At 68.9% G+C, this 23,820-nt stretch carries 24 protein-coding genes and 2 pseudogenes; 13 read left to right on the plus strand and 13 right to left on the minus strand.

Annotation, left to right across the window (positions count from 1 at the left end; all coding sequences use genetic code 11):
• Positions 1 to 17: 17 nt before the first annotated feature.
• The gene (locus tag ADL12_RS17880) at positions 18 to 905 is read right to left on the minus strand and encodes a prealbumin-like fold domain-containing protein (protein WP_159053184.1); all 888 of its coding nucleotides are present in this window, start codon (positions 903 to 905) and stop codon (positions 18 to 20) included.
• Positions 906 to 1,253: 348 nt separating this feature from the next.
• On the minus strand, positions 1,254 to 1,649 hold the full coding sequence (locus ADL12_RS17885) for a hypothetical protein (protein ID WP_062703604.1): 396 nt from the start codon (positions 1,647 to 1,649) through the stop codon (positions 1,254 to 1,256).
• A 72-nt stretch (positions 1,650 to 1,721) separates the two neighbouring features.
• Here ADL12_RS17885 and ADL12_RS17890 point away from each other — a divergent pair, with 72 nt between their 5' ends.
• Complete coding sequence (locus ADL12_RS17890; RefSeq protein ID WP_341846362.1) at positions 1,722 to 2,384, plus strand: helix-turn-helix domain-containing protein; 663 nt, start codon at positions 1,722 to 1,724, stop codon at positions 2,382 to 2,384.
• A 46-nt stretch (positions 2,385 to 2,430) separates the two neighbouring features.
• Positions 2,431 to 2,625, plus strand: a pseudogene (locus ADL12_RS56480) (alpha/beta hydrolase); the annotation flags it as partial.
• A 549-nt stretch (positions 2,626 to 3,174) separates the two neighbouring features.
• Here the strand turns inward: ADL12_RS56480 and ADL12_RS17895 are convergent.
• Complete coding sequence (locus ADL12_RS17895; protein WP_062703606.1) at positions 3,175 to 4,104, minus strand: nuclear transport factor 2 family protein; 930 nt, start codon at positions 4,102 to 4,104, stop codon at positions 3,175 to 3,177.
• A gap of 122 nt (positions 4,105 to 4,226) precedes the next feature.
• On the opposite strand from ADL12_RS17895, the gene ADL12_RS17900 reads away from it, so the two are divergent.
• The gene (locus ADL12_RS17900; protein ID WP_062703608.1) at positions 4,227 to 5,219 is read left to right on the plus strand and encodes an aldo/keto reductase; all 993 of its coding nucleotides are present in this window, start codon (positions 4,227 to 4,229) and stop codon (positions 5,217 to 5,219) included.
• Between the two features lie 130 nt (positions 5,220 to 5,349).
• On the opposite strand, the gene thpR is transcribed toward ADL12_RS17900, so the two are convergent.
• Positions 5,350 to 5,946: an RNA 2',3'-cyclic phosphodiesterase gene (gene thpR, locus ADL12_RS17910; RefSeq protein WP_062703610.1), complete on the minus strand. Its 597-nt coding sequence runs from the start codon at positions 5,944 to 5,946 to the stop codon at positions 5,350 to 5,352.
• 25 nt (positions 5,947 to 5,971) lie between these two features.
• Between thpR and ADL12_RS17915 the strand changes: the two genes are divergently transcribed.
• Together ADL12_RS17915 and ADL12_RS17920 are read left to right on the plus strand one after the other, a co-directional pair.
• Complete coding sequence (locus ADL12_RS17915) at positions 5,972 to 6,490, plus strand: GNAT family N-acetyltransferase (RefSeq protein ID WP_062703612.1); 519 nt, start codon at positions 5,972 to 5,974, stop codon at positions 6,488 to 6,490.
• Positions 6,491 to 6,600: 110 nt separating this feature from the next.
• Complete coding sequence (locus ADL12_RS17920; protein ID WP_062703614.1) at positions 6,601 to 7,188, plus strand: Uma2 family endonuclease; 588 nt, start codon at positions 6,601 to 6,603, stop codon at positions 7,186 to 7,188.
• 5 nt (positions 7,189 to 7,193) lie between these two features.
• Here the strand turns inward: ADL12_RS17920 and ADL12_RS17925 are convergent, their stop codons facing one another.
• Positions 7,194 to 8,471: an MFS transporter gene (locus ADL12_RS17925; protein ID WP_062703617.1), complete on the minus strand. Its 1,278-nt coding sequence runs from the start codon at positions 8,469 to 8,471 to the stop codon at positions 7,194 to 7,196.
• A 111-nt stretch (positions 8,472 to 8,582) separates the two neighbouring features.
• Positions 8,583 to 9,020: a MarR family winged helix-turn-helix transcriptional regulator gene (locus tag ADL12_RS17930; protein WP_062703619.1), complete on the minus strand. Its 438-nt coding sequence runs from the start codon at positions 9,018 to 9,020 to the stop codon at positions 8,583 to 8,585.
• Between the two features lie 119 nt (positions 9,021 to 9,139).
• Between ADL12_RS17930 and ADL12_RS17935 the strand changes: the two genes are divergently transcribed.
• Positions 9,140 to 9,322, plus strand: a complete 183-nt coding sequence (locus tag ADL12_RS17935) for a ribbon-helix-helix protein, CopG family (RefSeq protein ID WP_062703673.1) — start codon at positions 9,140 to 9,142, stop codon at positions 9,320 to 9,322.
• A 6-nt stretch (positions 9,323 to 9,328) separates the two neighbouring features.
• On the opposite strand, the gene ADL12_RS17940 is transcribed toward ADL12_RS17935, so the two are convergent.
• On the minus strand, positions 9,329 to 10,780 hold the full coding sequence (locus tag ADL12_RS17940; protein ID WP_062703622.1) for an NCS2 family permease: 1,452 nt from the start codon (positions 10,778 to 10,780) through the stop codon (positions 9,329 to 9,331).
• 128 nt (positions 10,781 to 10,908) lie between these two features.
• Between ADL12_RS17940 and ADL12_RS17945 the strand changes: the two genes are divergently transcribed.
• Positions 10,909 to 11,199, plus strand: coding sequence for a DUF2530 domain-containing protein (locus ADL12_RS17945; RefSeq protein ID WP_062703624.1), 291 nt, complete (start codon positions 10,909 to 10,911; stop codon positions 11,197 to 11,199).
• A gap of 104 nt (positions 11,200 to 11,303) precedes the next feature.
• Positions 11,304 to 13,700: a cation-translocating P-type ATPase gene (locus ADL12_RS17950; protein WP_062703626.1), complete on the plus strand. Its 2,397-nt coding sequence runs from the start codon at positions 11,304 to 11,306 to the stop codon at positions 13,698 to 13,700.
• Positions 13,701 to 13,718: 18 nt separating this feature from the next.
• Here ADL12_RS17950 and ADL12_RS17955 read toward each other — a convergent pair whose 3' ends face one another.
• The 3 genes from ADL12_RS17955 to ADL12_RS17965 all read right to left on the minus strand — a co-directional run bounded on the left by ADL12_RS17955 (position 13,719) and on the right by ADL12_RS17965 (position 16,737).
• On the minus strand, positions 13,719 to 14,630 hold the full coding sequence (locus ADL12_RS17955; protein WP_062703628.1) for a hypothetical protein: 912 nt from the start codon (positions 14,628 to 14,630) through the stop codon (positions 13,719 to 13,721).
• 244 nt (positions 14,631 to 14,874) lie between these two features.
• Positions 14,875 to 15,813 (minus strand): hypothetical protein, encoded by a 939-nt coding sequence (locus tag ADL12_RS17960; protein ID WP_062703630.1) that lies wholly within the window; start codon positions 15,811 to 15,813, stop codon positions 14,875 to 14,877.
• Positions 15,814 to 15,957: 144 nt separating this feature from the next.
• Positions 15,958 to 16,737 (minus strand): hypothetical protein, encoded by a 780-nt coding sequence (locus ADL12_RS17965; RefSeq protein ID WP_062703632.1) that lies wholly within the window; start codon positions 16,735 to 16,737, stop codon positions 15,958 to 15,960.
• A gap of 198 nt (positions 16,738 to 16,935) precedes the next feature.
• On the opposite strand from ADL12_RS17965, the gene ADL12_RS17970 reads away from it, so the two are divergent.
• Together ADL12_RS17970 and ADL12_RS17975 are read left to right on the plus strand one after the other, a co-directional pair.
• Positions 16,936 to 17,172: a DUF7683 domain-containing protein gene (locus ADL12_RS17970; protein ID WP_062703633.1), complete on the plus strand. Its 237-nt coding sequence runs from the start codon at positions 16,936 to 16,938 to the stop codon at positions 17,170 to 17,172.
• A gap of 177 nt (positions 17,173 to 17,349) precedes the next feature.
• Complete coding sequence (locus ADL12_RS17975) at positions 17,350 to 17,706, plus strand: DUF6086 family protein (protein ID WP_062703635.1); 357 nt, start codon at positions 17,350 to 17,352, stop codon at positions 17,704 to 17,706.
• Positions 17,707 to 17,793: 87 nt separating this feature from the next.
• Here the strand turns inward: ADL12_RS17975 and ADL12_RS17980 are convergent, their stop codons facing one another.
• Positions 17,794 to 20,946, minus strand: a complete 3,153-nt coding sequence (locus tag ADL12_RS17980) for a sacsin N-terminal ATP-binding-like domain-containing protein (protein WP_062703637.1) — start codon at positions 20,944 to 20,946, stop codon at positions 17,794 to 17,796.
• Positions 20,947 to 21,114: 168 nt separating this feature from the next.
• On the opposite strand from ADL12_RS17980, the gene ADL12_RS17985 reads away from it, so the two are divergent.
• Positions 21,115 to 21,339 carry a hypothetical protein gene (locus ADL12_RS17985; protein ID WP_062703639.1) on the plus strand — a complete coding sequence of 75 codons (225 nt, stop codon included), beginning with the start codon at positions 21,115 to 21,117 and terminating at the stop codon, positions 21,337 to 21,339.
• 113 nt (positions 21,340 to 21,452) lie between these two features.
• On the opposite strand, the gene ADL12_RS17990 is transcribed toward ADL12_RS17985, so the two are convergent.
• Together ADL12_RS17990 and ADL12_RS17995 are read right to left on the minus strand one after the other, a co-directional pair.
• Entirely contained in the window at positions 21,453 to 21,665 is a 213-nt protein-coding gene (locus tag ADL12_RS17990; protein WP_062703641.1) for a DUF397 domain-containing protein, read from the minus strand.
• Positions 21,662 to 22,537 (minus strand): helix-turn-helix domain-containing protein, encoded by an 876-nt coding sequence (locus tag ADL12_RS17995; protein WP_062703644.1) that lies wholly within the window; start codon positions 22,535 to 22,537, stop codon positions 21,662 to 21,664. Before ADL12_RS17995 ends, ADL12_RS17990 begins: the two co-directional genes overlap by 4 nt.
• A 155-nt stretch (positions 22,538 to 22,692) precedes the next feature.
• Here ADL12_RS17995 and ADL12_RS18000 point away from each other — a divergent pair, with 155 nt between their 5' ends.
• Together ADL12_RS18000 and ADL12_RS18005 are read left to right on the plus strand one after the other, a co-directional pair.
• Complete coding sequence (locus tag ADL12_RS18000) at positions 22,693 to 23,166, plus strand: ATP-binding protein (protein ID WP_062703646.1); 474 nt, start codon at positions 22,693 to 22,695, stop codon at positions 23,164 to 23,166.
• Positions 23,167 to 23,378: 212 nt separating this feature from the next.
• Positions 23,379 to 23,820: pseudogene (locus ADL12_RS18005) on the plus strand (helix-turn-helix domain-containing protein); the annotation flags it as partial.

Raw genomic sequence — 23,820 nt, forward strand, 5'->3', positions numbered from 1 at the left:
TCGCTCAAGGGGCGGGATCACGGGTCGATGAAGATCGTGCAGGTGTAGGTTCCGGGCTCCAGGCCGGGGACTGAGAGGTCGGCCGGGTCGGCGAGCTCACCGCTGCTCTCGCCGTCGCAGGTGATCCGGGACTTGGTCTCGTCGTTCAGCTGACCCTTGACGTGCACCGTGAGATCGGTGAGCGGCGGGTCCGAGAACGTGACCTGGCCGTTGGACTGCCCGGTGGGCTGGTTGTCCGTGCAGTTCGTCCCGGAGACCACCGTGGCGGTCTTGGTGTCCTGGTCCCCGGCGTACCCCTGGGGAGCCTTGGTCTCGGCGACGGTGTACTGGCCGGGGGTCAGACCCGAGATGCAGATCTCGCCGGTCTCCGGGTCCTCGTCGGGCACCTGTCCGTTCGGGGTCGTCGTGCTGTCGGTCACCTTCTCGCTGTAACCGGAGCCAGTGACCGAGAACTCGGCGCCTGGGGTCTGGACGAGCCCGCCCTTGCTGCTGTTCTTCACGATCCGCAGGGCGCCGGGCTGAACCTGGCCGATGCAGAACGAGATATGGCTGAGGTCGAAGAAGCGGTTGTTCCGCGTGTTGACCGGCGCGTGCAGGAGGGAGTCGTCCGCGTTGCCGGTCGGCCGGTAGTCGTAGAGGTTGCCGCCCGAACCACCCTTGGCGAAGACACCGATGGCGACGAAGTCACCGTCGAAGTCGAAGCTGAACACCTGCCCCTGAGAGCTGTTGCTGACGTCGATGTCCAGCGTTCCCATCAGGGTCTGGCCCGTGTCGGCGTTCGTGAAGGACAGCGGGATGTTCGTCGCGTCCTCCACGGGCTCCTCCTGCTTGTACTCGAACAGGAAGGAGTCCGGGGGCAGGAGCGCGGCACAGGTCGGGTTGCCGTCCACGAACGTGGGCTGCACGTTGTCCCCACTGGGGGGCCCAGCCGTCTGGGCCGCCGCCGAGCCGGCGAGGCCGATCGACATCGCCGTCGCCAGGCCGACGGCGAGGAAGGACGTCCGGAGCCGTCTGACCCGGGACCGCGAAGGGGCTCGAAATGCTCGAGCGATTACTTTCATAGAGATTGCTCCACCTTGTTGGCGCTCGTCTTCGGGATTTCACCCAAGGGCGAGTATTCGAACCGGCAGACACAATTGGCACGCCGCCGCGCCGTCGAAGAACCCATATAGACCTTTCATCTGCCTATTCCGCCGATCCGGTGATGCGGGGGCGGCGACGGAGAAAGTTCCGGCTTCAATCTTGTTGGGATTTCAACACCACTTCGTGAAGCAGATCCCCACCACGAAAGGGACTTCCTCCGTCGGTATCGACCGCCATTCCAGCGGCCAGGTGACGCCGGTCAGGGCCGGTACGCCTACGTATGCCAGGCAGCCGGCGGCGCGTGTCAGGGTGCGTACGCCGGGGGGCCAGCGGTGGGTGGCGGCGGGTTGCGGGGGCAATAGGAAGTACAGGTATCGCTCGCCCGCGAGCTCGCGGATGATCGAGCCCGCGTCGAAGTGGGCGCGGAGGAGGAGTTCGACGGCGGTGCGTTCTGCCTGGGCGCCTTTCATGCGTACGGCGTCGAAGTGGATGCCGGCGTGGCGGAGAGCGTGGCCGGTGTCGGGGATCCAGGTGGGGAGCCAGGGGTTGGCGATTTTCTCGTACATGCCGCAGATGCAATCGGCTGCTTACATACTGTGACCAGAGGTTTGTGGTGGTGGTGCGGGGCTGTGCTGGAGATGTTCGGCTCGTTGTTGCGGTTCTTCCGCGAGCGGGCCGGGATGACGCAGGAGGCGCTGGGCAAGTACGTCGGGTACTCCAAGTCCCAAGTGGCCATGGTGGAGCGGGGAGAGCGGGCACCCAAGGGCAAGTTCGTCGAGGTCGCGGACGAGGTGCTCGGTGTACAAGGTGCACTCCTTGCAGCGGGGCGGGAGTTGAAGGTCAGTCGTTTCCGGTCGTGGTTCGAGGACTACGCGGAACTGGAGGCGACGGCGACCGTGATCTACATGTACGCCAACCACGTGATCCCCGGAATGCTCCAAACCCCGGCGTACGGGCGGGGGGTCTTCGCCTCCCACTGCCCGCAGCTGGAGGACGAGGAGATCGAAGCCGACCTCGAAGCCCGCCTGAGCCGACAGGCAGTCTTGCGGCGCAAGCCTGCGCCCATCGTCGGCTTCGTACTGGAGGAACACACGCTCAGGCGTCCGCTCGGCGGTAACCAAGCCCTCAAGGAGCAGTTGGACCACCTTCTCGATGTCGGCCAACAACGCAACGTCGAGATCCAGGTCATGCGCACCGACCGCGAGGGGCACGCGGCGCTGGACGGCCCGATGATGCTGCTCGAACCGACGAGCGCGAACGCATCGCGTACGTCGACGGGCCGAGCGGCGCGTACTTTGTGACCGAACAACCGCACCTGGGCAACATGTTCGCCCGGTATGGCATCCTGCGAGCGCAGGCTCTCAACCCCGAAGAGTCCTGTTGCAGTGGGACGACGAACGGGTGCCGCGCGCCCAGGGCTTGGCCCTGTTCGACGCCTTGGCCTCCGCCGAGAGAACCTTGCACGCCAACCCCGGCAGACACGCGGAGATCCCGGCGTTCGAACTGGACAGCACGCTACGGTTCTTCACCCGGCACCTCGGCCAGGGCCGCCGCAGAGCTACTCATCCACCCTCCGGGCCCTCGGCCAGTCGGCGCCACCACCAGCGATTGGAACGCCACGGCCGAGGAGCAGTAAGCGGATCCGGAAGTGTGCGCTGGACGTACTTGGCGTCCAGCGCACGCACTCGGGCATTGAGTTCGGCGCGTGGCCGGGGAGGCAACGCAAGACTTTCTCAAGCACGTCGCGGGCGTGCCGCACATCCTCGAAGGAGCAGCCGCGGCACGAACACCCGCCCTCCCGCGGATAGCGGGACCGTCGGCCCGGTGGATGCAGGAACGCCCGATAGCGCCGCAGTCCACGGGCGGTGGCGCCGGGGTAGAGGTAGCAGCCGTCCGAGAGCCTCTCGACCCGGTCTATCGCCACGCTGGTTCGGGCCGAGAGGCTGTGGATCCGGTCGGGAGGCAGACCCCACGCGACACAGAGAGACTGTCGAGACTGTTCAGCGCGCAGCGCGCCAGGCCGTCTACGCGGCATCGGCCTTTCGGTACATGGTCATGACCATCATCACGCCATCGCGAAGCGGGACGGCCCTAGAACATCCCGTTGTCATTCGCGGACGTCGCCGGCACATCCTGGATCACGTCCCAGTGCTCCACGATCTTCCCGTTCCGCACCCGGAAGAGATCCACGATCGCCTGCCCCCGCTCCCCCGGCGCGTTCACGTAGTGACTGTGCACCGCCACCAGGTCACCTTCCGCGATCACCCGCTTCGGCGTGACCTTCAGCTGCGGGAACGCCTCGAAGTAACCGCCCAGCCCTGACTTCACGCCCTCCACCCCGTCGGCGATCGCCGGGTTGTGCTGGTGGTATTCGGTACCCCAGTACCGGTCGATGGCGGACAGGTCCTTGTCGACGATGAGTTGGTCGAAGGCCTTGGTGACCAGCTTCTTGTTGTACGCAGTGAGCCAGGCCGGCCCCGGCCGCTGCGTCTGCGGCCAACTCACCGTGGAGAACATGTCGTTGCCGTTGGCGGAACTCTCCGGCACCTCCTGCCCCACATCCCAGTGCTCGGCGATCTTCCCGCCCTGGAAGCGGAAGATGTCGAAGACGGCCTGACCGCGCGCGCCCGGCGTCAGCACGACGTTGGAGTGGACCAGCACGAGGTCGCCCTCGGAGATGACCCGCTTGACGTCGTACTCGGCATCCGGGAACTGCTGGTGGATGGCCTTGCCGAGGTTCTTCAGCGTCTCGGCGCCATCGGGTGCCAGCGGATTGTGCTGGATGTAGTCGGGGCGGACGTAACGGTCCACGACGTCGGTGTCGCCGCGCTCGAACACGCCCTTCAGGACACGGACGGTGACAGCCTTCTGGTAGCCGAGGTGCGCGGAGTCTCCGTAACCGGCGAAGGAAGCGGCGAAGGCGGGCGCGGAGGCGACGGCCGGCACGGCAGCGGCGCCGAGCAGGGCGGCCGAGGCCAGTACGGCGACGAGGGCCTTGCGGGCAGAGGAGGTGGGGGTCACGACGCTCTCTTTCCAAGGAGATTGAAAGTTCAAGCTAGTGCTAACCAAAGGAAAGCACTAACCAGTGGTTAGCGTCAAGATCGCTTGCATAGAGCGCACTCGAAGCCGTTGGCTGGGTGGTCATGAAGTACACGCAGCTCGGACGCACGGGACTCAAGGTCAGCCGACTCGTCCTCGGCACCATGAACTTCGGTCCGCAGACCGACGAAGCGGACAGTCACGCGATCATGGACGCGGCGCTGGACGCGGGCATCAACTTCTTCGACACGGCGAACGTGTACGGCTGGGGCGAGAACAAGGGCCGTACCGAAAGCATCATCGGCAACTGGTTCGCGAAGGACGGCGAGCGGCGGGACAAGGTCGTCCTCGCCACCAAGGTGTACGGCAACATGGGCCCGGACGGCGCGGCGTGGCCCAACCACGACAAGCTGTCGGCGGTGAACATCCGGCGCGCCGTCGACGCCTCGCTCAAGCGGCTGCAGACCGACTACATCGACGTCTACCAGTTCCACCACATCGACCGCGCCACTGGCTTCGAGGAGATCTGGCAGGCGATCGACGTCCTCGTCCAGCAGGGCAAGATCCTGTACGTCGGCTCGTCCAACTTCCCCGGGTACAAGATCGCCCAGGCCAACGAGATCGCCGCCCGGCGCGGCGGCACCATCGGCCTCGTCAGCGAGCAGTGCCTCTACAACCTCTTCGAGCGCCGCGCCGAGATGGAGGTCATCCCGGCCGCGCAGGACTACGGCCTCGGGGTCATCCCCTGGTCGCCGCTGCACGGCGGACTGCTCGGCGGCGTCATCAAGAAGGAGGTCGAGGGCGGGCGCCGCAGCTCCGGCCGGGCCGCCGAGGTCCTCACCGACCCGGCCGTACGCACCAAGATCCAGGCGTACGAGGACCTCCTCGACAAGCACGGCCTGGAGCCCGGCGAGGCCGCCCTGGCCTGGCTGCTCACCCGCCCCGGCGTGACCGGCCCGATCGTCGGCCCCCGCACGGCCGAACAGCTCGACTCGGCCCTACGCGCGGCGGAGCTGGAGCTGAGCGAGGAACTTCTGGCAGGTCTGGACGAGGTGTTTCCCGGGCCGGGGCCGTCTCCTGAGGCGTTCGCCTGGTAGGGAAGCAGGAGCGGCGGCGGTGGCGCTCGGTTACCTGCCGAGCGCCGCAGCCAACGCCACCACCACGAACATCAACACAAGCGCACCGGCCATGATCCGGTTCCGGGTTTTCGGGTCCACGGAAACGAGCCTAACCGGCCCCTCCGAGCGGCCAGCGGGCGACCGCCTCGTACCGGGGCTGCTCGCCCGCCACCCCCGACTTCGGCAGATTGCTGCGCACCAGCACCAGCTCGTCCACCGTCCAGGTGCGGCTCGTGAACGAGTCGAGGGCCGCGACATACGGCCGTACGTCCACCGCCCACCGGCTCCTCGCCACCGTCAGGTGGGCCTTGTACCGCCGGTGCTCCCCCATCGGCACCCCGGCTTTGCGCGCCGCCGCCTCGCTGCGGTCCGCCAGCAGCCGCAGGGTCTCCAGGTCCCCTTCCGCGCCCGTCCACAGGGCCCGCCCGTGCCCGAACTGGCCGCCGCCGCGCAGGGCCAGCCGGAAGGACGCCGTACGGTGCGCGGCGCGCTCCAGGCGGGCCGAGAGGTCGGGGACGAGGTCGTCGTCGACCTCGCCGTAGAAGGCGAGGGTGAGGTGCCAATTAGCGGCTCCGCCGCGGGGCCAGCCGGGCCGGCCGGTCCAGCGCAGCCCGTCCGCGCCGGGCAGCTTCTTCAACTCGGCGACTTCGGTGGCCAGCTCACGCATCACGCCCTCTGGGGGCAGCACGGCGGCGAAGAGTCTCATGCCCCCAGCCTGGCACCATGAGGGGATGACGATCACCATCCGGGACGGCGGGCCCGACGACATCCCCTTGATACTCCGCATGCTCGACAGCGGCGTGGAGTGGCTGGTCGCGCAGGGGCGCCCGGGACAGTGGGGGACGAAGCCTCTGTCGAAGCGGCCGGGGACGGTGGAGTCGGTGACCCGGCACATGGACGAGGGCAGCGTCTTCATCGCCGAGATCGACGGCGTACCGGCCGCCGGCCTCACCCTCACCGACTCCCCCGGCGCCTCCCTCTCCCACCTCCCGCCGCCCGGCGAGCCCGAGCGCTACATCCACTGGCTCGCCTCCGACCGCCGCTTCAAGGGCCACGGCGCGGGCAGCGCCCTGCTCGCACACGCCGCCGAGGTGACCCGGCGGGCGGGCGTCTCCCTGCTGCGGGTGGACTGCTACGCCGGCGACGACGGCAAGCTGGTCCGTTACTACGAGAGCCAGGGCTTCGTGCGTACCGAGACTTACGTGGGCACGCACGACTGGCCGGGGCAGGTGCTGGCGCGGAGGGTCTAGCTCCCTCGGGACGGGAGCGTGACCATCGCCACACGTGACGCGGTCACTGTGCGTATCGTTGTACTGCGCGGCTGCCACTGACCGAGCGGCGGCCGGGGAGGAGCGCCACGATGACCGTCCTTGACGACAGGATCGAGATGGCCGAGGAGTGCGGCGAGCTGACTCTGGACGTGCTGTTCGAGTGGCTTGAGAAGATGCCCATCCCCGAGGGAATGAAGGTAGAGATCGTCGGGGGGAACATCTTCATGTCACCGCAGCGGCAGACCCACTGGGAGATCATCGCTGCCATCTACGACCAGTTGCGCGCCAAGTACCCGCGCAAGCGATTGGCGTCTGATGTGCGGATCGACTTCCCCGGCCATCTGAACGGGTTCGCCTGCGACATGACGGCCATGGCCGAGCGGTCTGTGAAGGACAGCAAGGGCCGCTGGCGCTATCAGGACGTCGACTTCGTGGCCGAGGTCATCTCCAAGGACACGGCGGCCAATGACTACGGGCAGAAGAAGGACACCTACGCCGCGGCCGAAGTGCCGGTGTACCTGATCGTGGACCCGTACAGCGGCGAGTGGCATCTGCACACCCTGCCAAAGGACGGCAAGTACCACAACGACGTCAGCTTCTCCTTCGGTGAGGACATCGACCTGACCGGGACCGTCGTCGGCCTCGTCCTCAAGACCGACGAGTTCCCCCACGACTGACGTCCCTACGCCACTGTCGCCAACTGCTCCTCCCGCCGCTGCCGCGACACGAACCCCACCTGCGGATGCCCGCGGTTCCAGCCCACCGACAGCCGCAGGCCGCCGACCCGGGCCAGGACCAGGGCGATGGTGACGGCCGCGGTGGCCGTGATCGCGCCGCCCACCGCCAGGCCCGCCCGGACGCCGTACGCGTCCGTGATCCAGCCGGCGATCGGCGCGCCCAGCGGTGCGCCGCCCATGAACACCATCATGTACAGGGCCATCACGCGGCCCCGCATGGCCGGGTCGGTGGTCATCTGGATGCTGCTGTTGGCGGTGACGTTCACCGTCATGCCGAACATGCCGATCGGGACCATGAGCAGGGCGAACAGCCACAGGGAGGGCGCGAGAGCGGCCACCATCTCCATGGTGCCGAAGGCCACCGCCCCCGCGATCAGCACCCGCATCCGGGCCGTACCGCGCCGGGCCGCGAGCAGGGCGCCCGCCAGGGAGCCCACCGCCATCAGCGTGTTGAAGAGGCTGTAGGAGCCGGCGCCCGCGTGGAAGACGTCGTCGGCGAAGGCCGACAGATAGACGGGGAAGTTGAAGCCGAAGGTGCTGACGAACCCGGCGAGGGCGATGGTCCAGATCAGCTCCGGTCGCCCGGCGACATAACGCAGCCCTTCCCGCAGCTGCCCCTTGCCACGCGGCGCCCGCTGGACGACGTGCAGCTCACGCGCCCGCATCAGCAGCAGTCCGGTGATGGGCGCGACGAAGGACAGGCCGTTGGCGAGGAACGCCCACCCCGTGCCGACACCGGTGATCATCAGGCCGGCCACGGCGGGGCCGATCAGGCGGGCCGACTGGAAGTTCGCGGAGTTCAGGCTGACCGCGTTCTGCAGCTGGTCCGGGCCGACCATCTCGGAGACGAAGGACTGCCGGGCCGGGTTGTCGACGACCGTGGCGAGGCCGACGGCGAAGGCGGCGAGGTAGACGTGCCAGACCTGGACGTGTCCGGTGAGGGTGAGGGCGGCGAGCGCGATACCGGTGAGGGCCATCGACGTCTGGGTGACGAGCAGCGTGCGGCGCTTGGGCAGACGGTCGACGAGGACGCCGCCGTAGAGGCCGAAGAGCAGCATCGGCAGGAACTGCAGGGCCGTCGTGATGCCGACGGCGGTGGCGGAGCCGGTGAGGCTGAGCACCAGCCAGTCCTGGGCGATGCGCTGCATCCAGGTGCCGGTGTTGGAGACGACCTGGCCGAGGAAGAACAGGCGGTAGTTCCTGACCTTCAGTGAGCTGAACATCGAGGACTTGCGGGGCTTGAAGGTGGATGTGGGTTCGTGGGCATCTGGTGCGGGTGCGGAAGCTTTTCCGGGTCCCGTACTCAAAAGAGTTCGCCTCCCAGCGATGGTTGCTTACAGATGTGCGAGCTTCTCCAGGACGGGGGCGGCGGCGCGGAGTTTCGCCCACTCGTCCTCGTCGAGGCCCTCGACCAGGGTGGCCAGGAAGGCGTTGCGCTTGCGGCGGCTCTCCTCGAGCATCGCCTCGGCCTGCTCGGTCTTCGTGACGACCTTCTGGCGCCGGTCCTCCGGATGCGGCTCCAGACGGACCAGTCCCTTGGCCTCCAGCAGGGCGACGATGCGGGTCATCGACGGCGGCTGGACGTGCTCCTTGCGGGCGAGCTCACCGGGGGTGGCCTTGCCGCAGAGGGAGAGGGTGCCCAGCACCGACATCTCGGTGGGGCTCAGCGACTCGTCGACCCGCTGGTGCTTGAGCCGGCGGGACAGTCGCATCACGGCGGAGCGCAGAGAGTTCACGGCGGCAGCATCGTCGCCATGGGTAAGGTCCGACATGTTGTTTAGGATAACTCATTACTCTGGCTAAAGACCACTCGCCGCACCATCACTCATCTGGGTGATCCGATGGCGGAACGTGACACACCGGACCGACCGGTGCCGTAACCCTCGTGTTCATGGGGACCAGCGTGCTCAGCCTGCGGATAGACCACGAGCTGCTCGAACGACTCCGAGAGCATGCGGCAAGAAGAGGAATGAGCGTCCAGGACTACGTCGTCCGGACGCTCATCCGCGATGACTTCGACGAGCGGTTCCAGACCGCCGTGGAAGAGACAGAGAAGTTCTACGGGCTTACATGAGGCGGCTTACGTGAGGCCCAGCGCCGGCATCAGGTAGTAGAAGCCGAACACCGCCGCCACGACGTACATCGCGACCGGCACCTCCCGGCCCCGTCCGGCGGCCAGCCGCAGTACGGCGAAGGTGATGAAGCCCATGCCGATGCCGTTGGTGATCGAGTAGGTGAACGGCATCATCACCATCGTCACGAAGGCCGGGATCGCGACCGTGTAGTCGGCCCAGTCGATCTCCTTGACGGAGTTCGCCAGGATCAGGAAGCCGACCGCGAGCAGGGCCGGGGTGGCCGCCTGGGACGGGACCATCGTGGCCACCGGCGTCAGGAACAGCGCCACGCCGAACAGGGCGCCGGTGACGACGTTCGCGAAGCCGGTACGGGCGCCCTCGCCGACGCCGGCCGTGGACTCCACGAAGGCGGTGGTGGCGGACGAGGAGCTGGCGCCGCCCGTGGCGACGGCGAGGCCGTCCACGAACAGGACCTTGTTGATGCCCGGCATCTGCCCCTGGGCGTCGGTCAGCTTCGCCTCGTCGCTGACGCCCATGATCGTGCCCATGGCGTCGAAGAAGCTGGACAGCAGGACCGTGAAGACGAAGAGGGTGCCGGTCAACGCGCCGACCTTGTCGAAGCCGCCGAAGAGGCTGACCTCGCCGAGCAGGCCGAAGTCGGGGCTGGCGACCGGGTTGCCGGGCCACTTCGGGGTCGTGAGCCCCCAGGACGGCACCTTCGCGACCGCCTCGATGACGACCGCGAGCACGGTCATCGTGACGATCGAGATCAGGATCGCGCCGGAGACCTTGCGGACGATCAGCGCGAGGGTGAGCAGCGCGCCGAGGATGAACACCAGGACCGGCCAGCCGCCCAGGTGACCGTCGCCGCCGAGCTGGAGCGGGACCGTGGTCTGGGCGACGTCCGGGATGCGGGAGACGAAGCCGGAGTCGACGAGGCCGATCAGCATGATGAACAGGCCGATACCGATGGAGATGGCCTTGCGCAGGCTGTAGGGGACGGCGTTCATGACGCGCTCGCGCAGACCGGTGGCGACGAGCAGCATGACCACGAAGCCGGCGAGCACCACCATGCCCATGGCGTCCGGCCAGGACATCCGGGGCGCCAGCTGGAGGGCGACGACCGAGTTCACGCCCAGACCGGCGGCGAGTGCGATCGGCACGTTGCCGATGACGCCCATCAGGAGCGTGGTGAACGCCGCCGTGACGGCCGTCGCGGTGACCAGCTGGCCGTTGTCCAGCTGGTGGCCGTACACGTCCTTCGCGCTGCCGAGGATGATCGGGTTCAGCACGATGATGTAGGCCATCGCGAAGAAGGTGGCGAAACCGCCGCGGATCTCCCGGGGCAGGGTGCTGCCGCGTTCGGAGATCTTGAAGAAGCGGTCGAGTGCGCCGTATGCGGGGCCGGCTCCCGGCTGTTCAGGGGCGGGGACCTTGGCGGGGGCCGAGGAGGGCATGCGTTCGGTGTTTCCTACGAAGAGAAGTGGTCAGACACAAACCGTTTCAGTATGAACATATAAGGGCTGGATCGGCTATCTCCGCGCGTAGATCTGCGCAGATCCGATCGCCTCGTAAGCTGTCCCTCATGGCGAAGTGGACCCCCAAGCACGAGGCGCCGGAGCCCCTGGAAGGGCCCGTGGTCGCGACCATCACCGGCGGCACGATCATCTGGTTCGTCCTCTTCGTCGTTCAGCTGCCCTTCTACGGCTGGTTCGACGACCACGGATACGCCAAGTGGGTGTGGACCTGCCTGGCCGGCGCGGGCCTCGGGCTCATCGGCATCTGGTACGTCCGCAGGCGCGACGCGGCGATCAAGAGGGCGGCCGCCACCCCCGCGGAGCCCCGGGAAACCACCGGCGAACCCCAGTCGTCCTGAGGTGCCGCGCCCTACAACCACGGCACGACACCCCGTCCTCCCCAGGTCGGAACTTCCGCCCACTCGGCGGGTGAAGCCGTAAATCCGCACGTACCGTCGAATGCATGACGCATACCGATGCGGGCGCCGATGTGGACAATCCCGTGCACCCTGCCGCCGTCCCGGTGGCGACGGGTGGGCTGACCGCGGCCGAGGTGGCCGAGCGGGTCGCGCGGGGGCAGGTCAACGACGTGCCGGTGCGCAGCAGCCGGTCCATGGCCGACATCGTCCGCGCCAACGTCTTCACCCGGTTCAACGCGATCATCGGCATGCTCTGGCTGATCATGCTGTTCGTCGCGCCGATCCAGGACAGCCTGTTCGGCTTCGTGATCCTGGCCAACACCAGTATCGGGATCATCCAGGAGTGGCGGGCGAAGAAGACCCTCGACTCGCTCGCGGTGATCGGTGAGGCGCGGCCCACGGTCCGGCGCGACGGGGTCGCCGCCGAGGTGAGTACGTGCGAGATCGTGCTGCACGACCTGATAGAGATCGGGCCGGGTGACAAGGCCGTCGTGGACGGGGTGTGCGTCGAGACGGACGGGCTGGAGATCGACGAGTCGCTGCTCACCGGGGAGGCCGACCCCGTCGTCAAACGGCCGGGAGACCAGGTGCTGTCCGGCAGTTTCGTCGTCGCGGGGGGCGGCGCCTTCCAGGCCACCAAGGTCGGCCGCGAGGCCTACGCCGCCCAGCTCGCCGAGGAGGCCTCGCGCTTCACCCTCGTCCACTCCGAGCTGCGCTCCGGCATCTCCACCATCCTCAAGTACGTGACGTGGATGATGATCCCGGCCGCGATCGGCCTGATCATCACCCAGCTCACCGTGAAGGACAGAGACCTCGACGACTCGATCGCCCGGACCGTCGGCGGCATCGTGCCCATGGTCCCGGAGGGGCTCGTACTCCTCACCTCGGTCGCCTTCGCCATCGGCGTCATCCGGCTCGGCCGCCGGCAGTGCCTGGTCCAGGAACTCCCCGCCATCGAAGGCCTCGCCCGCGTCGACACCGTCTGCCTCGACAAGACCGGCACGCTCACCGAGGGCGGCATGGACGTCACCGAGCTGCGGCCCCTGGACGGCAACGACGAGGAGTACGTACGGAAGGTGCTGGGCGCCCTCGGCGAGTCCGACCCCCGCCCGAACGCCTCCCTCCAGGCCGTCATCGACGCCTACCCGGACTCCGAGGACTGGCGCTGCACCGAGTCCCTGCCCTTCTCCTCCGCCCGCAAGTACAGCGGCGCCTCCTTCAGCGAGGGCAACGGCGAGGCCAGCACGTGGCTGCTGGGCGCCCCCGACGTGCTCCTGCCCACCGACGACCCGGCCCTGGCCGAAACCGATCGGCTGAACGAACAGGGCCTACGGGTCCTGCTGCTCGCCCGGGCCGACCGCGACCTCGACGATCCCGACGTCGCGGACGGCGCCAAGCCCGCCGCCCTCGTCGTACTGGAACAGCGGCTGCGGCCCGACGCCGCCGACACCCTGCGCTACTTCGACGAGCAGAACGTGCGCGCCAAAGTGATCTCCGGGGACAACGCCGTGTCCGTCGGCGCGGTGGCGAACAAGCTCGGGCTGACCGGTACGACGGTCGACGCCCGCACGCTCCCCCGCGACAAGGACGCGATGGCGACGGCCCTCGACGACGCCACGGTGTTCGGGCGGGTCACCCCGCAGCAGAAGCGGGACATGGTGGGCGCGCTCCAGTCCCACGGGCACACCGTCGCCATGACCGGCGACGGCGTGAACGACGTCCTGGCCCTGAAGGACGCCGACATCGGTGTGGCGATGGGCTCGGGGTCGGAGGCGACCCGGGCGGTCGCTCAGATCGTGCTGCTCAACAACAGCTTCGCGACGCTGCCGTCGGTGGTCGCGGAGGGGCGGCGGGTCATCGGCAACATCACGCGGGTCGCGACGCTGTTCCTGGTCAAGACCGTCTACTCGGTGCTGCTGGCGCTGATGGTGGTGTTCTGGCAGGTGGAGTACCCCTTCCTGCCCCGCCATCTGACCCTGCTCTCCACCCTCACCATCGGCGTCCCGGCCTTCTTCCTGGCCCTCGCACCCAACAAGGAACGCGCGAAACCCCATTTCGTACGGCGGGTCATGCGGTACTCGATCCCGGGCGGCCTGGTGGCCGCGGTGGCGACCTTCGCGACGTATCTGATCGCCCGTCACTACTACAGCGGGGAGGGCGCGTTGGACGCGGAGACGAGCGTGGCGACGCTGACGCTGTTCCTGATCTCGATGTGGGTGCTGGCGATCATCGCCCGGCCGTACACCTGGTGGCGTCTGGCGCTGGTGGCCGCGATGGGCCTCGGGTTCCTGCTGGTGCTGGTCGTGCCCTGGCTGCAGGAGTTCTTCGCGCTGCGGCTCGTCGGGGTCACGATGCCGTGGATCGCGGTGGGGATCTCGGCGGTGGCGGCGGTCGCCCTGGAGTTCACGTGGAAGTGGGTCGACCGCCGCTTTCCTGCCTAGGAGAAGGGCTGTGGCCGGCTACTGCACGTCGACGAAGTCACCCGTGGCGTTGGCCGCCGGGGTCGTCGTCGTGCCCGCGAAGGTGTAGCGGAAGTAGCCGTCCTCGGTGGCCTTGACCGTGGTCTTCAGGCCGCCCGTGGCGTTGGTCTTGATGGTCTTCACCGTGGTGTAGGTGCTGCTGTTCTTCTTGCGGAACTGCAGGTTCACCGGCTGCTCGACGTAGCCGTTGTACGTGCCGCGGTCCCAGTTGGCGCGGGACAGCTTGCCGGTGATCGTGATGGTCTTGCCCTTCTTCACCGGCTCGGGCGAGGCGTTGACCGTCAGCTTGGAGAAGCGCTGCATCAGCGTGGTGCCGAGGCCGTCCTGGCGCTTGTAGCCGACCTTGGTGATGTCGAAGGTCTCGCCCTCCGGGTCCTGGCCGTTGAAGGCGGTGGCCTCCGCCGCGGCCTTCCAGGTGCCGGCGTCCGTGTTGATGAGCTCGTGGGCGCCCGGGTAGACGTCGATGGTGCCCTTGCAGGTGGCAGTGGTCGCCGAGGCCGCAGTGCACTTGGCCTTCTTGTTGCCGTAGAGCCGGTTGTCCGGGCTCGTGAAGGAGCCCTTGTAGATGTAGGGGTCGGTGATGAAGTCGGCGGCGGCGATGTTGACGTCCTCGCCGTGGGTCAGCGTGTACGTCACCGTGGCCGCGACGTGGTTGGTCGTGCCGACCTTGATCGCCTTGGCGATCTTGAAGTTGGAGAAGGTGACGTTCAGGGCGTACGGCTTGCCCTCCTCGGCCGCGGCCCTGCCGGACGCGGCATCGGCGGCCTGGCGGATCTTCGCGACGTCCGCACGCTGGGCGGCGGTGGAGTCGGCGGCCTGCGCGGCCGGAACGGCGAGGGCGGAGAGGGCCAGGGCGCCGGAGACGGCGGCCACGGTGGCTCTGATGCGCATGCGTTCCCCTGGTACGGAAAGGGGCCCCGCTGGTCGTCGTTCCGTGCACTGCCGGTCACGTCGGGGCCCGAGTGATCGTGGGGCCTGTTGACCCATGTGATCAGATAGGCGACCGGGGTTGCCGGTTGTGCGGCCGGCGCGGAAGTTTCGTGAGCTTCGTCACGAACTCCCGGCGGGGGCCGGGAAGTTCGTGACGCATGCCCTTTTTCTCCTACTGCCGTGCTGCCCTACTGCCTACTACTGCCTACTGGACGTCGACGAAGTCACCCGTGGCGCTGACCGCCGGGGTGGTCGAGGTGCCCTCGAAGCGGTAGCGGAAGTAGCCGTCCGTGGACGCGGTGACCGTGGTCTTCAGGTTGCCGTAGGTGTTCGTCTTGATGGTCTTCAGCGTGGTGTAGGTGCTGGTGCCCTTCTTGCGGAACTGCAGCTTCACCGGCTGGGTGGAGTAGCCCGCGTACTTGTGGGTCTCCCAGTTGGCGCGCGACAGCTTGCCGGTGACCGTGATGGTCTTGCCCTTCTGCACCGGCTCCGGCGAGGCGTTCACCGTCAGCTTGGAGTAACGCTGCAGCTTGGTGCTGCCCAGGCCGTCCTGCATCGCGAAACCGACCTTGCTCCAGTCGATGTCCTCGGACTCCGGGTCCTGGTCGTTCCAGTCGATCGCGTAGCCGCCGGCCTTCCACGTGGTGGCGTCGGCGTTCACCAGCTCGAAGTCCGGGTAGACGTCGATGGTGCCCTTGCAGGTGTCGGTGGTCGAGGAGGTGGGGGTGCAGACCGGCCAGTCGTCACCGAAGAGGGTCTTCGTCGCGTCCTCGTAGGTGGTGCCGCGGTAGATCTCGACGTCGATCATGAGGTCGGCGGCGTTGAGGTCCATGCCCGCTTCGTGGGTGACCGTGTAGGTCACCGGCACGGTCACCTGGTTGCTGATGCCGGCGACGATCGGCTTGCCGCTGTTGATCTTCACGTTGGAGAAGGAGAGGTCCAGGGCGTACGGCGTGCCCGTGTCCTCGGCGGCGAAGGTGCTGCGGGCGGGGCCGTCGGCGTCCGCCTGACGCGCGGCCTGCGCCGCCGCCCGGACGTCTTCTTTGCTGTACGACGGGGCGTCGGCGGCCTGCGAGGCCGGCACGGCGAGGGCGGAGAGGGCCAGGGCGCCGGAGACGGCGGCCACGGTGGCTCGGATGCGCATGCGCTCCCCATGGGGATGAGGGACCCGGCGATGGTCGTCACGGGACCGGAGTGATGGTGGAATCGGGAACCGCCCGGCGCCGGAAGAACCGGCACCGGGCGGCAGGCGTCCCGTCGCTCTACTGACTGGCGGACGTCCTGCTGACTAGCGAACGTCGACGAAGTCACCCGTGGCGCTGACCGCCGGGGTGGTCGAGGTGCCCTCGAAGCGGTAGCGGAAGTAGCCGTCCGCGGACGCGGTGACCGTGGTCTTCAGGTCGCCGTAGGTGTTCGTCTTGATGGTCTTCAGCGTGGTGTAGGTGCTGGTGCCGTACTTGCGGAACTGCAGCTTCACCGGCTGGGTGGAGTAACCGTTGTACGTGCCGCGGTCCCAGTTGGCGCGGGACAGCTTGCCCGTGACGGTGATGGTCTTGCCCTTGGCGACGGGCTCCGGCGAGGCGTTCACCGTCAGCTTCGAGGCGCGCTGGACGAGGAAAGTCTTGGCGTTTTCCTTCAGGACGTAGTCCGCGTCGTTACCCGCGGCGATCGCCCAGACCTTCCAGGTGCCGGCCGCGCTGTTGAACACGTTGTAGCCCGGGTCGAGGTTGAAGGTCGACTTGCAGTTCGACGTGGTGGCGCTGACCGCGGTGCAGGTGGCACGGCCGTCGCTGCTGTTGGCCACGGCGCCCGTGTCGGAGCTGTCGATGTCGGCGCCGTGGTACAGGATCGCCTGCGCCCAGTCGACGCCCGAGGCGTCCTGGACGGTGAAGGAGACGGTGATCGTCTTCGTCGTGGTCGCGCCGACGACGGCCGCCTTGCCGCCGTTCACGACGACGTTCGAGATCGTCGTGTCGCCCTGGACCTCGTCGGCCTGCGCGGCCGGGACGGCGAGAGCGGAGAGGGCCAGGGCACCGGTGACGACACCGAGGGTGGCACGCATGCGCATGAGTCGTTCCCCACGTGGAGAAGGGGGTCCCGGCGCCGGTCGCGTGTCGTACCGAGCGGCCCACGGCGCCTTGCGGGACCCGAGTGATCAGGGAGCCTATTGGCTCGCATGATCAGATTCACGACACAAGCGAAAGGTTGTACGGCTCCTGAATAATTTGTGCGGGAAATTTCAAGATCAGCCCCGGAAGGTGATGTCATGACGGTGTACTTCCTCGTCGTCCGCTATCTCAAGGACGACGACCTCCCGGACTCGTCCACCGACGTCACCGCGGTCGGCGCGGAAGCCTTCGGAGAACTCCTGGGGATGCCGGCGGACCATCTGGTCGACGTGTATCCGCTGACGCAGGAACACGCCGAGCGCGTCCGGCAGCTGACCGGTATCGCGCTCGACCTGGAGAAGTACGACTACTTCCTGGAACCCGAGGCGGACTGACGAAACGAGCGGGGACAGGGCCGCCCGAGGGGACGACCCCGGAGGCTCAGTCGAACCAGCGGTCGTCCGGTTCACGAGGTCCGGGATGGACCCGCGGTTCCGGGCGGCGCTGCATGAGCGGTTCGAGCAGCTCAGGCAGCAGTACCCTGACCTCGACCTCAGACTGGAGATCGCAGATTGAGCTACCCCTTCGAGTACGGCAACGAGACGCTCTGGGACGCGGGCTACCACAGCGGACAGCTGTACGCCTCTTTCGTCCAGGGAGCGGCCGAGTTCCTCGATGTTCCGTCTGGTCTGGCACCTACCCGCGAGGGTGGCTGCGAGGTGGATCCGGCGGCGTTGCAGGAATTCACTGCGCGGCTGTACCGCCTCTACTCCTCCACCAATAGTGACGTACTGCGTGGGCTCACGCAGGGCCTGCTGGTCACATCGCTCGTCCTGATGGAGCGGGTGGGCGGCGCCATCACTCTCCGGCCCGAGCACGAGGCGTACTTGAGAGAACAGATGACGGCCTTCGCACACTCCATGGCGTAGCACGCCGAGGCTCGATGCGGACGACCCGGTGAGAAAAGGGTGCCCCCGGTGACTCCGGGGGCACCCGCATGCGTAACGGTCACGCTCTCAGTCGAACCACCGATCCCGCGCCAACTCCCCCGTCCGCGACGGATCCTCCAGCAGCGCCGCCACCTCGAACCGCCGCGGCCACTGCCCCGCCGCCCACGCAAGCCCCGCGGCCACGCCCTCCAAGGTGGCGGCGTGCAGGACGCCGTCGTTGGTCAGCCGCCAGTCGATCTCCACGCCGTCCACGACGAGTTCCTCGTGCTCGACGTACGACTCCGGCGTCCGCGCCCCCAGCAGCACCCGCACCGGCTCCGGCACCTCATGCTCGGTGCCCTCGCTCGTCACCTCCCCGGTGACGGACTCGCTCAGCCGCCGCACCTGGAACAGTTCGGCCAGCTCGGCGGCCCGCGAAGGCCGCACCGGCAGCAGCGGCACCCCCTCCGTGAAGGGCAGCAGGTCCGGCGAGTCCACGACCACCGCGTCGGCCGCGTCGACGACCTCGACCCGCCCGTCGACGACGGCCCGCACCTCGTCCGGCAGGGTCACCTGCTCGGGGTCCAGGTCGGCCAAAGCGCCGTACAAGGCGTGCAGCTGGGCGGAGGTGACGGGGCGCTCCGGGTCGGCGAGCCGGTCGAGCAGCTCGGCGGCGCCGCCCGGCTCCTCCAGCAGCGCGGCGACGGACGTCCGCACGCCCAGTGCCCGCAGCACCTGCTCGTCCTCGAAGCCGGTCGCGTCGGCCTCGTCGTACAGGCCGCGCAGGAGCGGGTCGCCGCCGGAGGCGAGCAGGCCCGCCGGGCGGCGGCCGTCCAGCACCGGGTGTCCCCGCAGCCACCAGGCCGTGTACGGCCGTACGACTTCATGCGTGCCGTCGGGCAGCAGGATCCGTACCTGCTGGGTCAGCGCGTCCCGCAGGGGCGGCTGGGCGAGCAGGGCGAGGGCCTGCGGCCACTTGTCGTCGTCCACCAGATCCAGATCGCGTACGGCGATCAGCTCGGTGGCGACCGGCGGTACGGGGGTGTCCGGGAAGCGGTCGAGGATGTCCTCGCTCCACACGTCCACGGCGTCCAGCAGACCCGCGTCGTCGGGCTCGGCGAAGTCCCCTTCGCGCGGCTCCAGTTCATCGGGGTCGAGGACGACGTCCGTGGCCCGGACGAGGGCGAAGTTGGCGAGGACGCCACAGGCGGCGAGCGGCTGCTCGCCCCACTTCTCGGCCAGCTCGGCGTCGACGGTGGCGAGTTCGTCCTCCCGCATGACCTGCGCGAAGGGGCTGCCGGGGAGGACGAGTTCGCCGGCCGGAGCCAACTCCCCCTCCTCGTCGGGCAGGGCGAGGGCGCCGAGCCACGGCTCGTCACCGGGCTCCAGACCCGCGTCCCGCACGAGGGCGAGGACGGTGTCGGCCAGCTCCTCGGCGTCGAGGGTGTCCTCCTCCCAGCCCATGCCCGCCCCGCCGTCCTCGTCGAGGGAGGCGGCGACGGCGGCGCGCACCTGGGGCGTGGTCAGGACCGCGCGGGGCGTGGCCGGCAGGGCGCCGAGCTTCTCCAGCAGCGGGTGCGCGGCGTCCGGGTGAGCGACCTTGAGGCCGAGGCGGGCGAGGATCTCGGGGTCGATGGAGGCGCCGTCAGGGGTGGGGAGCAGGACCTGCCGGGGCCCGATGGTGGTGCGCCCGTCGGCCAGCGGCACGGGGAGACCGGACAGGCGGTCCGGGTCGACCCCGGCGAGGCTGTCGTAGAGCCGCCGCCACCAGCCCGGCGCCTTCTCCAGTCCGGCGAGCCGGTCGATCGCGTCGGTGAGCGGGACGCGGGCGACGCCCAGGGTCCGCAGCTCCACGCGCCGTTCGAGCCCGGCGGGGAGCAGCGTGGGCAGCACCTCGGCCAGCACGCGCACCGTGTCGGCACCGGCGCCCTCGACGACCTCGGCGTCACGCGGCCGGAGCGACTCGGGCAGCTCCGGTTCCAGTTCGTGTGGCTCGACGGCCGAGGGGAGGGAGGCCGGGTGGGCGGGCGGCAGAAACCCGGTCCGGGGCAGCCGCTCCAGGATCGCCTGACGCAGGGCGCCGTCCAGTTCGCCCTTGCCGAGCGGCCCGGGCACGAGTCCGATGATGCCCTCGCTCACCGGGCGCCAGTCGGCGAGCAGCTCGGCGTAGGCGTCCGCCGCGCGCTGCACGAGGAAGTCGGTCAGCGGGCCGGGGGCGGCGTGGCGGCGGGTGGTGTCGAGGGGGAAGGAGGCGATGAGGAGGGCCGGGACGCCGAGGGGTTCGTCGCTGGGGGTGGGCGCGTGCAGGACGAGGGCGGTGCGGGGCCGGTCCGGGGTGCTGTCCGCGGCGTTGACGGGGACGGCCCAGGTGAGGGACCAGTGGGGCCGCAGCCGCTCCTCCACGGGGCGGTCGGCGAGGAGCTCGGGCGTGAGCGGGCCGTGCGCGGCGGCCGTACGCCAGTGGGTGACACCGTTGCCGGAGTCCTCCACGACCGTGAAGGGGCCGTCGACCCGGCGGCGCAGCGTGCGCGGCTCGGCGTCGCCGACCTCGACCACGACCTCCTCCAGGCCGGGCAGGGCGAGCAGCAGCGCGTCGTCGACGGCGTGCAGCAGCCGCTCGGCGAGATCGGCGGCGGCGGTGTCGCGCAGAGGGAGGATGACGGCGGTGTCGTACGGATCCGGGGCGGTCCCCTCGGCGGCGAACGGCAGCCGGAGCAGGGGCACATGTCCGTCACGGCGCCGGATCTCATCCCCGAGCCCCGGACTGTGCCGCGCGGTCTCCCGGGCCAGCTCCCGGGCCTCGGCGAGGGACCACCGGATGCCGCCGTGCCGCCCGACGACGGCGGGCTCGTCGGTGACGGAGATGACGGCGGCGAACCCGACACCGAAACGCCCCACGGAGGCCGTGTCCCGCTTGGCGGAGGCGCGCAGGGTGGACAGCGACTCGACGCCGGCCGCGTCGAGGGGGGCGCCGGTGTTGGCGGCGACGAGAACGTCTTCGCGGAGAGTGAGCCGAAGCCGTCCGGCCACCCCTGCCCTGGCCGCGGCGTCGGCGGCGTTCTGAGCAAGCTCGACGACGAGCCGGTCCCGATACCCCCCGAGGACGAGATCCTCCTCGGCGTTGGCGTCCTCGCGGAAACGGGCGGGACTGGTGGCCCAGGCGTCCAGCACGCCGCGGCGCAGACGGGCCGTACCGAAGGGGTCGGCACCTTCGGCTGCGGGCCGCACGAACTTGCTCACGTTGACTCTCCTCATCGGCTGACGATGAAGGTACCGCTTGGGGCGGCGGGCGCACGGCACAGGATGCGGTGCTAGTCAGCCGGAGGCGATGCGCCTCACTCCGTCAGGAGTTCTTAAGCTGAGCCGGTTGATCACGTAGACGTCTCATCTGCACGGGAGTGCCGAATAATGCTGGAGCTGATCAAGGAGACCCTCAGTGAAGTGGCCTGGGTGGTCATCGGGCTCATCTCGCTCGTCTGGTGGGTCGGCGGTCCGGCGTTCACCGCCTTCATCTGGAGCGACGGCGACAAGAACCTCGCGCTCCAGTTCCTGGCGCTCTGGGCGGCCGTCACCGCGCTGTACCTCACCGCGTCCCGACTGATCCGCCGCGCGAGGCGCGCCCGGCGCGGTTGATCGCGCGTCGGCGCGCCGTTACGGGGCCACCTGGAGGCGTACGGGGAGCTGAAGCAACTACGGCAGGCGCCTGGACCGGCCAGTCCTCCCGCTTCTGACCGAGGCCGGCCGCCTCAGCTCTCGGACGCGTACGTGACGAAAGCGGACCAGGCCTGCGGCGCGAGGGCGAGGCGGGGGCTGGCGTCGACATACTTGGAATCGCGGACGTGGACGGTGCGGGGCGCTACCGCGATCTCGACGCAGGAGTCGCCCTCGCTGCCGCTGCTGTAGCTGCTCTTGAACCACAGCAGCTCGGAGGCGTGCCCGGCCGAGGCGTTGCGGATCATGTTTCCCCCAGCAGTTGCTCGATGAAGGCCGTCGACTCACGTGGTGTGAGAGCCTGCGCCCGGATGATGCCATACCGCAGTTCAAGGATACGGAGCAGCTTGGGCTCGGTCACCGGGCGGCCATTGGCCACTGCTGGCGAACGCCCCACAGCCGAACCGTCGCCGAACTTCAGCACCTCGATCCCGCCGTCCACCCCGGCGTGCTCCTCGCGATCCATCGGCATCACCTGGAGCTCGACGTTCCGCAACTGCCCTGCCGCCAGCAAATGTTCGAGCTGGCCTCGCAGCGCCGTCCTACCACCGAGGGGCCGCCGAAGCGTCCACTCCTCCAGGACGAAGCTGAGTTCAGGCGCCGGATCCCGCTCGAATACGGCCTTACGGGCCACGCGCGCCGAGATGAACCGCTCCACCTCGTCCTCGGTGTACGCGGGGCGCCGCATGAGGAGCAGCCCACGTGCGTACTCCGGCGTCTGCAAAAGGCCGTGGATGTTCAAGGGGTCGTAGAGCTGCATCTCGACCGCCTTGGCCTCCATCTCCCCCAGCGCCCGCACCTTCTTCGGATACCGGACCTTCTGCACGTCCTCCCACGTCGCCGCGATGAGCCCGCCCGCCTCCAGCACCTCGTCGGCCTTGTCCAGGTACTCCTCCCGGGGAATCCGCTTCCCGCCCTCGATCTTGTAGACGAGGTCCTCCCCGTACCCGACCGCCTTCGCGAAGTCGGCGGCCCGCATCCCCACCGCCTCCCTCCGCAGCTTCAACTGCCGCCCCACGGTCGTGATCACCGCCACGCCCCACTCGTCGTCCGGATCCACCTCCCAACCCGGCTCATCCGCCTCGCTCTTGAGCCGACCCGTGTCCACCTCAAGCGACATCCGTACCCCTCCGTTCGTACCGCCGCGATGCAGCAGCGCCCTACCCGCGCACCCATCCCGACAGCCTGGACACCACTGGACAAGCTCCGGACAGTCACTCGACGCACGCGCTGAGTCACTGTTCACAGTAAGCACGCACCGCCACGCTGAGTGACGTGAATCTGAAATCCCCCGAACTCCCCACCCGGATCCGCAACTTCAGCGTCCAGCTCTCCCCCACCCCCCGCGCCGCCCGCCTCGCCCGCCTGCTCGCGACGGAGCAGCTCCGTTCCTGGGGACTGCCGCTGGACCCGGCGAGGCAGGTCATCGCCGAACTGTCGGCCAACGCGGCGATCCACGGGCGCGTCCCGGGACGCGACTTCCGGCTGCTGCTCTACGTCGTCGCCGACACCCTCCGTATCGAGTTGACCGACACCTACGGAGACCGTCTCCCCCGCCCCCAACACCCGACCACCGACGCCGAGTCAGGCCGAGGACTCGTACTCGTCGAGGCGCTGGCCAGCCGCTGGGGCGTCTCCCCGGGCCCCACCCCGCGCAAGACCGTGTGGGCCGAAGTCGTCCTCCCACCGGCCGTCAGGAATCCATGCTCCGGTGCCGCGGGCTGTCTCCCCCAAGAAACACGAGGGTGAAAGGACCCCCACCAAACCCCACCCCTCCTCCCGCTCCTCCCGCCCGCGACGGCAAACTCACCCACTCGGGTGAACATCACCAACTCGGCTGGATTCGGGCACGGTTGCCTGCCCTACGCTCGGCGCAACACAACCGCAGACATTCAACGGCCCTCGCCGGGACGGCAATCCCAGTGCGAGGGCCTGACCACCAAGGAAGTAGCACCTTCCCGATGGATGCTCAAAACCCTAGCGCGCCCACGCGCGCCCAGTCCCGTACCGCGGGCAAAAACCACCCCCACCGACAGGCCAACTCCGGCGGCCTCATCCACGACAACGCCCGCCACACCACCCGCTTCACGGTGATCGGCAACCACCTGGCCCAGCACCCGGACCTGTCGGGCCTGGCCATCGGACTGGCGGTGTACATCCAGTCCCTCCCCGCCGGAGCCCGCGCCGACATCAAGACCCTCGCCGCCCGCTTCCCCGAGGGCACGACCCGTATCGCCGCCGCCCTGCGCGAGCTGGAGGCCCACGGCTACCTACGCCGCGAACGCCACCGCACCCCGACCGGCCGCATCGTCACCCGCACGATCTCCTGCAACCAGCCCGGCCACAGCCCCGCCCAGGACCAGGACCACCCGGCCCCGCCCCGGAAGAAACGAACCCCGGCAC

It is taken from the genome of Streptomyces regalis, assembly GCF_001509475.1.
Taxonomy (GTDB): Bacteria; Actinomycetota; Actinomycetes; order Streptomycetales; family Streptomycetaceae; genus Streptomyces; species Streptomyces regalis.